The following is an 11,792-nucleotide window of genomic DNA, read 5'->3' as shown; positions in this document are numbered from 1 at the left end:
AGAGGGCAGAGACATGGCAATGCTTGGAGATCTTCAGGAATTTTCCCTAGCCGAGCTGTTGCATTTGATGGAAAAAGGAAAGAAAACAGGCCAACTCTCCATTTGGGGGCCCAATGGCATTTATCGAGTTTGGCTGTATCAGGGGCGAGTGGTGGCGGCCTTGTCTCCCCAAGAAGAGCATCAGTTGGAGCGCTTGCTGGTGCGCTTAAACCTGGTCAGCCAGCAAGTCGTGGCAGATTTGGCCTCCCTCTGCAGCTTGCAGGAGCCTCTGGGCCTCTGCTTGCAGCGGCAGGGGTTTATTTCCCCTGCAGCTTTGGCCAAGCTCTTTCGCTATCAACTGCAGGTGGGGCTTTACAGCCTCTTTGCCCTGGAAGCGGGACAGTTTAGCTTCTTGCCCAACGTGCCCCTGCCCTACCGCGAGATGACCGGCCTGAGCAAAGGAGCCAGTGCCGTGGCTTTGGAAGCGCTGCAGCAGCTTCGGTTGGATCAGCGCCCGGAAGAAAATCTGCCCCAGCCGGACAGCTACTTCTGGCGTACCAGCACCGAGTTGCCCTTGTACAAACTCTCGCCCCTGGAGTGGGCAATCTTGGAGCAGGTTTCGCCCGCTCGCAACCTGGTTGAGTTGGCCCAAGCCCTAAAGGCAGATCTCTTAGAAGTCCGCTATGCCTGCGCCCGCCTGGCCAAGCTGGGGTTGCTCAGCCCCTGCGACAGCTCGGCCGCTTCACCCCAGCCTGCGCTTGCGGCGGCTTCTAAGCTTCTCCCCAACCTTCGGGAAGAGAAGGAGCCGGTCAAGCCTTCCTTGGTCAGCCGCCTATCTACTCTCCTCAAAACCATGCGCGAAAAATAAGCCGGTAGAGTAAAATTCTATTGCATGCTCCTACGCCGGCTTTACGAAGTTAATTTAGGTAAAGATGAACTGGATGGCTGTAACAGATCTGGACCAAAGCAACACAAAAGTAATAGGAATTGATGCCAAAATCTTACGCAGCTCAACGCTTAGACTTTATCTCTCCAAAAAGATCGTTCATCAGTAGAATTGCTGCCAGGTTGAGTACTTGAGCGAAGATGGCTTTGCCGTCGCTACACGGTTGTTGACAGGGAATCAGGGAATGAGAATGGTGGTGTCCGTGAGGATCCCTGAAAGCGCCAATATTCAACTTAATGGAGGCTAAAGAATTGCCATGGCTATCGTTGGAGACCTCCAAGAATTTTCCCTTCCCGATCTGTTGCAGCTCATCGAAAAAGGCAGCAAAACAGGTCAACTTTCCGTCTGGGCCCCAAACGGCATCTACAAAATCTGGTTTTACCAAGGTCGGGTGATTGCAGCTCTGCCCCCCGAAGAGGAACATCGCTTGGAGGGTTTGCTGGCCCGCTCCGGCCTGGTTAGCGAGCGGGTGGTGGAAAAGCTGGCCTCTTTCTGTGGCCCGGAAGAGCCGCTGGGGCGGTGTCTGCAGCGGCAGGGGTTAATTTCGCCTGTGGCTTTGGCCAAGCTCTTTCGCCACCAACTGCAGGTAGGTCTCTACAGCTTGTTTGCCCTGGAAGCGGGCCAGTTCAGCTTCTTGCCTAGTGTGCGCCTGCCCTATCGCGAGATGACCGGCCTGAGCAAGGGTGCCAGTGCCGTGGTTTTGGAAGCGCTGCAGCAGCTCAAGCTGGACCAGCGTCCTGAAGAAAGTCTGCCGCAGCCGGACAGCTACTTCTGGCGCACCAGCAGCGAGCTGCCCTTGTACAGGCTTTCGCCTTTGGAGTGGGGAGTCTTGGAGGGAGTTTCCCCCTCTCGCAACCTGGCTGAGTTGGCCCGGGCGTTGGGGGCAGATCTTCTGGAAGTGCGCTATGCCTGCGCCCGCCTGGCCAAGCTGGGGCTCATCAGCCCCTGTGATGGCCCAACGGCCATTGTTCCCTCTTTGCTGGTTTCGGACAAGTTGACGGCGGTGGCAGAAAGCTTGGAAGCTGCGAAGGAAAAGCCGAGCACCAAACTACCCTCTTTCTCACAGGGAAGCGACCGGGTTAAGCCCTCCCTCGTCTCGCGGCTGGCTACTTTGCTGAGGGGGGTTCGGGATAAGTGAGAGATTTTTGAGCGAGGAGATCTTCTGGCAGATCTTTGCAGTACTATTTCTACAGCAGATAGAAGTATCAGCAAATAGATACGAGAAAAAATGACAAAAAGTCTTGAAAGCAGGGAGAGAAAGGATGGCTAATTTATCCTCTTTGCAAGCAATTCTCCAGAATTACGTTTCCAGCACGCCGGAAGTTCAAGGAGCAGCAGTGGTCACGCCAGATGGCTTGCCTCTGGCCTCTGCATTGCCGGCAGGCATGGACGAAGAAAGGGCATCGGCCATGTCGGCGGCTATGCTTTCTCTGGGGGAACGAATTGGGAAAGAGCTGAGCCGCGGAGCCATAGAGAGAATTTTTGTGCAGGGAGAAAAAGGGTACGGCGTTTTAACCAGTTGCGGACCTGACGCCGTTTTGCTGACGCTAGCCAGCCATGAAGTTAAGCAAGGCTTGCTCTTTTTGGAAATGAAGCGAGTGGCCGCAAGCATTGCAGAAGCGATGAAGTAGGCAAGCTAAGCAGGGAAGCTGGGTTTTGATTTTCGCTTGATTTTGAGGGAACTATGACTATCAAACCTTTGGAGCTGCTGCAAGTCTTGATCTCGCGCACCGAATTTACAGACGAAGACAGGAAGATTTTGCAGCAAAGTGCCGACTGGGGCAGCAGCATCGCCACAGAAATGTCGGATGCCTTTTACGGCTATTTGGATCGCGATGCTGAGATGGCAGCTGTTATTGCTAAGCACAACCGGCAACGGCTGGGCCAGACTTTTACGGACTGGTTTAAGGAAATGTTTACAGGCATGGACAACTGGGGCCCCCAGTACGCCGAGCGCCGCTGGAAAATTGGCCTAGTTCATGTGCGCGTTGGCATTGGCCCTCAACACGTGGTGCCGGCCATGGCCACGGTTGTGCAGGAGGTGAGCCGCCGGCTGGTCAAAGAGGGCAAGCCCGAGCAACTGCGGATGAGCCTGAGCAAGGTCTGCATGATCGATCTCTCCTTTATCGAGCAAGCCTATCTGGAGGTGGCTTACAACGCTGTGCAGCAGGAAACGGGCATGAGCGAGGCGTTGTTTAAGCGTCTTATTGCCACCGGCGCCAGCAACTTAGCTTCTTAATTCGGCAAGGGCTCTAGGGGCAGATTTAGGCTAGGGGTTTAGGGCAGGGGCTGACTATGGACAACATTCTCCGCATCGTCGTAACCGGGCCGGTGGGGGCTGGAAAGTCCACTTTTATCCGCACCATTAGTGAGATCGAAGTGGTCGATACAGATCGCAAGGCCACCGATGAGGTGGCAGAGCTGAAGCAGAGCACAACGGTCAGCATGGACTTTGGCCGCCTGAGGATCGGAGAAGAGGAAGAAGAGATGTGGCTGCATCTCTACGGCACCCCCGGCCAGGCCCGCTTCAGCTTTATGTGGGATATTTTGATCCGGCGCGCCCATGGGTACATCCTTTTGGTGCCCGCCCACCTGCCCGGTCAGTTTCGCAACGCTCAGGCTATTCAAGCTTTCATGAAGGCGAGGACAGATGTTCCCTCGATTATTGGGATCACCCATGTCGATCACCCCAATGCCTGGGATCCAGAAGATATTTTGCTGATCTTGAACAACCAATCGATTCCCCACACGACCCTAAATGCCCAAGAGCCGGCCTCTGTGGCCAACACGCTGCTCCTATTGGTTGAGCAACTGATGCCCCAGGTGGTTGTCTGAGAGGGGGTAGCTGAGACGGCTCGACCTGCTCCGATTTCTCTTAGATGCTGACTCCGCAGCAGAAGATGCTAAGAAATGTTAAGCTAAGGAGGACTGGGATTAGGTAAGCTTCATGGAGTCTCTTTACGCTGGCGGCGAGTTTTCCCGTAGCTTTGTCAACCCCCCTATCTACTCGGCCATTGCCCTGCTCAGCTTCTTCGCGGTTATTTTCGGCATCATCTTTAAAGACAAGTTGGAGTACCAGGTAGCTCTTTGGCAGCAGAACCGAGAGAGCCAGGGGCAGATTCGCTACCGCACGCCGGGGGTGATCCTCACCTATACTCTCTGCTGTGTGTTTACCTTCGGCTTTGTGGCTGCCTGTTTGAACGTGTTTGGCCTATCTTTGGGCTTGGCTGCTCTGGTGGGCGGGATCCTTGTCTTCAGCACAGCAGGATTGATCTGGTGGCGGCTGGGATCCCTGATGGAGCTGTTGGCGGTGGGGGGATCCCAAGCGGTTGACATCGACTCCTACGGGGCAGGAGCTGTTTTAGATCCTGAGGCAGCGACGCCCACGGAAGGAAAATAGGGTACTGATGCAGAACTTTTGGCAGGCCGTCGCTCAGCACCTTTCTGAAATCACAGGGGATCCCTTGCGTCCTCTACACTACCGTCCTGTGGGCGGGGGCAGCATCAACGCTGCCTACCGGCTCTCCTGTGCGCTCCAAGCTTTTTCTGCCCAGGAAACTAGGGACTACTTTGTTAAAGTGGCACGGGGAGGAGAGGGAGCGCTGGAGATGTTTGCGGCGGAAGCGGCAGGCCTGCAAACTTTGGCGGCAGCCAAGGCTGTGCGGGTGCCGCAGCCGATGGCCTGGGGATCCGTCGGTGGGCAAGCCTACCTGGTGTTGGAATATCTGGAGCTGACCTCGCCCCGCCCCCAAACGGGGAGTCTGCTGGGATCCCAGTTGGCCCAGTTACACCGCACGCTCTCCCCCAACGGCCACTACGGCTGGGATCGCAACAACACCATCGGCTCGACGCCGCAGATCAACAGTTGGCGACAGAACTGGCTGGACTTCTACCGGGAACAGCGACTGCTCTACCAGGTCAAGCTGGCTTGTCAGCGGGGTTACCGCGGCGCGTGGGTGGCGCAAGCCGAGCGGGTAATGGCGGAGCTAGAGACTTTCTTTCTGGACTACCGACCCGTCCCGTCTCTGCTGCACGGGGATCTCTGGGGCGGCAACTACGGCGCCTTGCCCGACGGCTCGCCGGTGATTTTTGACCCAGCCACCTACTACGGGGATCGGGAGACGGATTTAGCGATGACCGAGCTTTTTGGCGGCTTCCCGGCAGAGTTCTACCGGGCTTATCAAGAGGCCTATCCCCTGGACGAGGGGTATTGCCAGCGCAAGCCCCTCTACCAGCTCTACCACTGGCTCAACCATCTCAACTTGTTTGGAGAGGGCTACCTGGGCTCAGTGCAGCGGGCCTTGCAGCAATGCTTAAGCTTTCTTGGATGAATCTCCCGCCCCCAAGGATGATTGCGCCCAGTTACTGGTTCCTTAGTGGCTCTTTGCTGGCGCAGCCTCTCCTGCCATGACCACAGCTCCCATATCTCCCAGCAAACGGGACTGGTTGCGCAATACCCCCAACAGGTTCAGCCGGTTGGCCCGCAGCCTGGGATCCGGATCCATGACCAAAACCGCCTCGAAAAAACGATCCACTGCGGGGGCTGCTGCCTGCAGGCCCTCCACCAGTGGGGTAAAGTCTCCTTGGAGGGCTGGCTCCACCCCCAGGCGGTAAACCCTCTGGCAAGCCTCGTACAGCTCCCGTTCTGCCGCCTCCTGCAACAGGTCGGCATCCACAGCCGCTGCCGGATCCAGCACGGCGCTGTCCAAGTCTCCCTGGGCGGCCAGGCGGGCACAGCGATTGAGGGTGGGGTAGAGATCCGCCAATTCCCCGGTGGCTCGCAGGTGTTGCAGGTACTCAGCCCGCAGCAGGGTGAGGGGCAGGTTGGCTAAGGCTCGCCGAGGGAGGTCGGACTTTGCTGGCTCCCCCTCTTGCAGCGCTTCTGGATCCCCAACCACTGCCCTGACCAGGTCGTAATCAATCCGCTTTTCCTCCTGCAGAAGGATTTGCAGCCGCTGCAGCAAAAACTCCTGCAAAGCCTTCAAGGTCTTCTCGTCGCCTGCCGCGTAGTCCTGCACCACCCTCTGCAACAGGGAGTTGAAGTCAAAGGTCCAGCCGGCATCCCAGGCAATCAACACCAGGCTGTTGGCGGCCCGCCGCAGGGCAAAGCGATCCGAAGAACCAGTAGGGATCTGCCCCAAGCGAAACATGCCCACCAGGGTATCGAGGCGATCCGCCCAGCCCACCACCCGTCCGGTTAAAGAGGCGGGCAAGGCCTCCCCTGCCCCCAGGGGCCAGTAGTGTTGTTCGATCCCCTCCGCCACCGCCTCCGGTTCCCCATCCTGCCGGGCGTACTCGGCGCCCATGATCCCCTGCAGCTCGGGAAACTCGTACACCATCTGGGTCACCAGATCCGCCTTGCACAGGTAAGCGGTGCGATCCACCAGCGCCTGCTCCTGCGGATCCAACTTCAAGGCAGCGGCGATGAGACGGCTAATTTGGCGGATGCGCTCCACCTTGTCGCGCATGGATCCCAGCCCTTCGGCAAAGGTAACTGCCTGCAGGCGTTCCACCCGCTGGGCCAACGGGATCCGCCGATCCTCCTCGTAGAAAAAGCGAGCATCGGCCAGGCGTGCCCGCACCACCCGGCTGTTGCCTGCTGCAATCCGCTCCGCTTGCCGGGGGTCGCCGTTGGAGATGGTGATGAAGTAGGGCAGCAGTTTCTGGGGATCCCGGCCATCCCGCACTGGGAAGTAGCGCTGGTGGGTGATCATCACCGTCTCGATCACCGCCACGGGCAATCGCAAAAACTCCGGCTCAAAGCGCCCCAGAACCGCCGTCGGCCACTCCACCAACTGCACCACCTCCCGCAGCAGAGAGGAAGGGATCTGCGCTTGCCCGTTCACCTGCCTGGCCAGCTTGGCCACCTCCGCCTGGATGTGCGCTGCCCGCGCCGCCGGATCGGGGCTGACCCCGGCCGCTTGCATTTGCTGAACGTAGCTCTCGGCCCGCTCCAGGACAACCTGCTGGGATCCCAAAACGCGGTGCCCCCGGCTCACCCGCCCCGCCACCAGGCCCGGCAAAGAATTTCCCTCGGAGGTAGGCCAGAGCAAAGGCAACACCTGATCCTCCCAAAGGGAAACCAGCCAGCGGATGGGACGGGGAAACTTCAGGTCTCCATAGCCCCAGCGCATCAGCCGTTCGCCGCTCAGGCTGGTGATCCAGGTGGGCGCCAATTCCTGGAGCACCGCCGCCGTCGGTCGGCCCCGCACCCGCTGCACCGCAAACACAAAGGATCCCTTGCCCACTTGCCGGATTTCCAGGCTGCCGGGATCCACCCCTTGTTTTTGGGCAAATTTTTCCCCGGCAGGAGTGAGCTGGCCATCTTGGTAGGCGACCTGAACCGGTGGCCCCTTCACCTCTAGGGTGCGATCCGGCTGCTGGGTGGGCAACCCCTGCAACAGAACCGCCAGGCGGCGCGGCGTACCGAAAAGCTGCATCTGCTCCGCTTGCAGATGAGCCTCCGCCAAAGAGGCCGGGATCCCGGTTCGCCACTGCTCTAGGGCCGAATCCACAAAACTGGCCGGGAGTTCCTCACAGCCGACTTCCAGCAAATAGGCAACCATACTGATACATTTACGCTGAACACTGCTGAACATCACTGTTCAACTATGCAGCGATAGCATTCTGTTTGTTTCCATTCGCGTTAGCGGGACGGAGTCCAAACAGAATGGCGGTATCCCGCAAAGCTTTGAGTAGAATACCCAAAGCGCAGTTTCCGTGTCGTCTTACTACCAATTTTCTGCTTTGCTTTGGCTACCATGTTGGCAGACTCGCAAGTAAACAGAAAGATCAACTGGTAGTAATCCGCACTGAACATATTATACATCATTTTCAGTATAGTTGAGCTTATTATTGACTAGAGTCATGCTCCTGTGCTCCGTAGGGTACCATCCCCACTTCCTCAATCAACATAGTCTATGGCTCTGGGCCTCCCTTCTGGCTCACGACTGCTCCGAACCTGGGGTATCCCAGTTTACCAGGGGAGCCGGGGCGTCGTTGAGACAAGAGCTCCAGTCCGCCAGACAACACCCCAATGCCATCCCTGTCAAGTGGGCTCTGCGGCCGCCAGAACCCCCTCTCCTTGGCGCAAGGGATGAGCTGAATCCCGTGGCAAATGCACCACGATGATGGGAAGGCTGGGTCGGTTGCGGGCGATGGTCTCCGGCTCTCGGCCCAGACGCGACCGGTTGCCGGTTTCGCTGGGAACCAATACCAACACATCTCCTGGCTGCAGCGCTTTGAAGGCTTCCGCCACCACCCCCCCCTGCACCCGCTGAACCGGCAAGTGGGCATAGCTTTCTGCCGGCAAGGCTGGGGAGCTTTTCCGCCCAGGTCGGGTTTGCACCAGCAGGATCTGCAAACCTGCTTTCAATTCGCCGGCCAGCGTTTGCGCCAGCCCAATGGTCTGCTGTAGGGATCCGGGAGAGACCTCCAGCTCCGGTGCAACCAAGAGGATGCGGCGCGCCGTCTCGATGGGTACCGGAAACCGCGTAATCAAGACTGGGATCCCCACCTGCCGCACCACCGCGTCAATGATGCTGCCGAAAAAGTTCTCTGTATAGGTGGAGTAGCCCTTCCAGCCCAGGATCACCAAGGTTGCCTGCCGTTCCGCCGCCGAGCGAATGATCCCTTTTTCCACCGAGTCATCCACCCGCCGAATCGGCTCCACTCGGGTCACGGCGCTGTGGGCCAGAGCTTCTGCGAAAGTCAGCAACTGCTCCTGCCGGGCCAGGGCTGCCGGCGAGATCCCGGCGCGGTCAGACAAAACATGCAGCGGCAGCAGCGTTCCCCCATCTTTTTTGGCCAAAATCAAAGCCAACTGTAACAGGTTCCTCTCAGTATCCGGGTTGGCCACCGGCACCAAGACGCGAGCTCCCCAATCCGGCTTGGGCAATTCGGTGGACTCTGCCGCCACTTCGGCTGGCTGCATTTGCTCTCCCCAGCGGGCCACAATCCAAGGCGAGGCAACACAGGTCACCAGGATCATGGCAATGGTGCCGTTCACCGTCAGCTCATCCACCAACTCCACCTGAAAGGCCACCGTGATCGCCGCCAGGGTAGCCGCCGCCTGCGCTACCGACAAACCGAACATGATCATCGTGCTGGCAAAGCGCCAGCCAAACAGTTGGGCCGGGATCCAAGCGGCCAGAAACTTGCTCACCACCTCCGTTGCAATCATCACTCCGCCCACCAGCAGCGTGCGCGGCTCTCCCAAGAGAATGCCGGGATTGATCAGCATCCCCACCGAGATCAAGAAAAACGGCACAAACAACGTGTTGCCGATAAACTGAATGCGGTTCATGAGGGGGCTGAGCTGGGGGATGATGGGGGTAATGGCCGTCCCGGCCAAAAAGGCGCCCACCACCGGCTCAATGCCGATCAACCCCGCTCCGTAGGCCACCACGAACAAGGTGGCAATCACAAAGGTAAACTCTGCCCCCTCGTCGTGGCCAAAGCGCCGGAAAAACCAACCGCCCAGCTTGGGCACCCCCCAGAGGGTGGCCAAGGTGTAGAGGGCAATCGAGGGGATCAGCGTCAGCCAAAATTGCAGCGTCAGCTCGCCTTGGTGGGCGCGCACCACCACCGCCAGCACCAACAACGCCAAGACATTGGTAATTAGCGTCGCCCCCAAGGTGGCCGTCACCGTCTGCAAGCGCATCAGGCCCAACTTGGAGACGATCGGCAGGGCGATGAGGGTATGGGAGGCAAAACACGAGGCCACCAGCACCGCCGCCAAAAAGCCATACCCCAAAGCCAGCATGGCCGCCGTGCCGATCACCATTGGCAACAGAAAGGTGAGCGCCCCAAAGATGCTGGCCTTCCAGGCATTTAGCTTCAGATCCTCCAGGCTGGTCTCCAGCCCGGCCATGAACATGAGAAACAGCAGCCCCACGGTGCCCAATAAGACGATGGTCTCGTCCCGCTGCAGGATGCCCAAGCCGTAGGGCCCCACCACCAAGCCGGCCAAGATCAGGCCGATGATCCCCGGCAGGCGCAGCCGCTCAAACAGCAGCGGCGCCACCAGCATGATCGTCAGGATGATCAGGAACACCAGCACCGGGTTTTTCACCGGGCCGAGCGTGGCCAGAGGGATCCCTGAGATTTGCAGCCAGCTAGCTCGCATAAATACCCGACAGACACCAACGCAGAGACTCGGCAAAGCGCCCGCCTGAGTCTATCAGATTCATCCAGATCCAGATAGCTCCCCATCGCTCGCAGCCTTCGTCCAGTCTTCAATCTCCGACAGGACGTTTAACAAGCATTCAAAATACATCAAAAACACGCTGGGAATGAAGACAGCCTGGCGGTGGCGCCCGCAAAGAGGCGAGAGAAACTTTCGAGAGACACCCATTAAAATCGGAGGGTACATGCTCTTGGGCCGCTTATGAACCAGCTTGCTCCTGGAAAAGTGATCGGTCAGCGCTATCAACTGGTTCAGAGCATTGCGGCAGGGGGCATGGGGCAGGTGTTCAAGGCTGTGGATACCCGCCTGTTCAATCGCCCAGTGGCGGTGAAGCTGTTGCACCAGAACTTGGCAGGCGATGAAAACACCCGTCGTCACTTGCTCAAGCGCTTTCAGCAGGAAATTCGCATCAGCACGCTGCTGGGGGAGCACCCGGCCATTGTCAAGGTGCTGGATTACGGCCTGGAGAACAACCAACCCTATCTGGTGATGGAATACCTGACGGGGCGCAGCTTGGGAGAACTGCTGCTCAAGCAGCCGCTGCTGCCGCCGCAACAGGTGGTGAAGATCGCCCGCCAGGTGTGTGCTGGCCTCTACTACGCCCACAACTTGGAGACCGAGCAAGATGGCCACCTCATCAAGGGGGTGATCCATCGCGACATCAAGCCCAGCAATCTCTTTGTCTTGAAAGATGAGACCCTGGGGGAGACGGTCAAGATCCTGGATTTCGGCATTGCCAAGCTGCTCAGCGATGTTTCCCTGGCCCTCGGCACCCAAACCACCGGCTTTTTGGGCACAGTGCGCTACGCCTCTCCCGAACAGGTGCGCGGCGAGGAACTGGATCCCCGCTCCGATATCTACTCGTTCGGCGTGGTGCTCTACCGCATGCTGACCGGTCAACACCCCCTAAAACCGAAGACCGATTCTTTTCCCGGTTGGTACGAGGCCCACAATTACCAACAGCCTCGGCCCTTCGACCGCTCCCAGTTGCCCCATGAGATCCCGCCGGCGCTGGAGGAAGTGGTGCTTGCTTGTCTGGCTAAAGATCCCGGCCAGCGGCCCCAAGATATGAAGGTTCTCAGCGCCCAATTGGAGGGATCCCTGCACTCCCAGAGCGCTGCCAGCTCTTCCCTCGCGCCCCCCCCAGCCGCACCCATCTTCTCCGAGCGCACCCTGGCGGCGGTGGATGCAGGGCAGTCGGGCACACACCTGCTCAGTACCCAGGCAGAGCCCGAGGCCAAGCCGTTTCCCCTCTGGGCTGGGATAGCCCTTTTTGTGGCCATTGCGGGGAGCACCTTCTGGGGCCTGCGTCTGCTGTTGGATCCGGGCCCAGGCAGCGAAAGACCGCCTGCTGCCCCCGAACGACCTGATACCCATCGCGTCGGCGGCTCCGAGCGGGATCCCTCAGCCACTCCTGAACCCCTGCTGGACTGGCTGCTACGGGATCCGGAGGGCAAACCGGTGTTTGAGGATGATCCCGCCCCAGATCTGGGAATCGGTGAGTCCGCAAGCGAGCCCACACCCAGGCCAGCGGCAACTCCAGAGGCAGTGTCCTCTACCCCTCAGCCCCCTGCTCCAACTCGGCAGGTGTCCCCTCCCACTCCAGTGCCTGCTGCGCCGCCGCCCCGACCGGTTGCCGTGCCCACACGGTTCACCCAACAGCGCCGCCATCAGGTGCAT

10 protein-coding genes are annotated in these 11,792 nt (G+C 59.0%); 8 read left to right on the top strand and 2 right to left on the bottom strand.

Annotated elements, in window-relative coordinates:
• Positions 1 to 13 precede the first annotated feature (13 nt).
• The 7 genes from NW846_RS07790 to NW846_RS07760 all read left to right on the top strand — a co-directional run bounded on the left by NW846_RS07790 (position 14) and on the right by NW846_RS07760 (position 5,256).
• Positions 14 to 847, top strand: coding sequence for a DUF4388 domain-containing protein (locus tag NW846_RS07790; RefSeq protein WP_099812672.1), 834 nt, complete (start codon positions 14 to 16; stop codon positions 845 to 847).
• Between the two features lie 334 nt (positions 848 to 1,181).
• Complete coding sequence (locus NW846_RS07785) at positions 1,182 to 2,063, top strand: DUF4388 domain-containing protein (RefSeq protein ID WP_011431638.1); 882 nt, start codon at positions 1,182 to 1,184, stop codon at positions 2,061 to 2,063.
• Positions 2,064 to 2,187: 124 nt separating this feature from the next.
• The gene (locus tag NW846_RS07780; protein WP_011431637.1) at positions 2,188 to 2,556 is read left to right on the top strand and encodes a roadblock/LC7 domain-containing protein; all 369 of its coding nucleotides are present in this window, start codon (positions 2,188 to 2,190) and stop codon (positions 2,554 to 2,556) included.
• 53 nt (positions 2,557 to 2,609) lie between these two features.
• Positions 2,610 to 3,164 (top strand): protoglobin domain-containing protein, encoded by a 555-nt coding sequence (locus tag NW846_RS07775; RefSeq protein ID WP_011431636.1) that lies wholly within the window; start codon positions 2,610 to 2,612, stop codon positions 3,162 to 3,164.
• Positions 3,165 to 3,220: 56 nt separating this feature from the next.
• Positions 3,221 to 3,760, top strand: a complete 540-nt coding sequence (locus NW846_RS07770; protein ID WP_414346936.1) for a GTP-binding protein — start codon at positions 3,221 to 3,223, stop codon at positions 3,758 to 3,760.
• A 112-nt stretch (positions 3,761 to 3,872) separates the two neighbouring features.
• Positions 3,873 to 4,325 (top strand): hypothetical protein, encoded by a 453-nt coding sequence (locus tag NW846_RS07765; RefSeq protein WP_011431634.1) that lies wholly within the window; start codon positions 3,873 to 3,875, stop codon positions 4,323 to 4,325.
• A 7-nt stretch (positions 4,326 to 4,332) separates the two neighbouring features.
• The gene (locus tag NW846_RS07760) at positions 4,333 to 5,256 is read left to right on the top strand and encodes a fructosamine kinase family protein (protein WP_011431633.1); all 924 of its coding nucleotides are present in this window, start codon (positions 4,333 to 4,335) and stop codon (positions 5,254 to 5,256) included.
• 42 nt (positions 5,257 to 5,298) lie between these two features.
• On the opposite strand, the gene glyS is transcribed toward NW846_RS07760, so the two are convergent.
• Both glyS and NW846_RS07750 read right to left on the bottom strand, forming a co-directional pair.
• Positions 5,299 to 7,497, bottom strand: a complete 2,199-nt coding sequence (gene glyS / locus NW846_RS07755; protein WP_414346937.1) for a glycine--tRNA ligase subunit beta — start codon at positions 7,495 to 7,497, stop codon at positions 5,299 to 5,301.
• A 476-nt stretch (positions 7,498 to 7,973) separates the two neighbouring features.
• Positions 7,974 to 10,052, bottom strand: a complete 2,079-nt coding sequence (locus tag NW846_RS07750; RefSeq protein ID WP_414515699.1) for a cation:proton antiporter — start codon at positions 10,050 to 10,052, stop codon at positions 7,974 to 7,976.
• Positions 10,053 to 10,313: 261 nt separating this feature from the next.
• Between NW846_RS07750 and NW846_RS07745 the strand changes: the two genes are divergently transcribed.
• A partial coding sequence (locus NW846_RS07745) for a serine/threonine protein kinase (RefSeq protein WP_414515697.1) occupies positions 10,314 to 11,792 on the top strand: 1,479 nt, incomplete at its 3' end.

The organism is Synechococcus sp. W60.3 (genome assembly GCF_047502615.1).
In the GTDB taxonomy this organism is placed as follows: Bacteria; Cyanobacteriota; Cyanobacteriia; order Thermostichales; family Thermostichaceae; genus Thermostichus.
The sequence above is the reverse complement of the archived record's forward strand: the minus strand, read 5'-3'. Positions and strand labels throughout refer to the sequence as shown.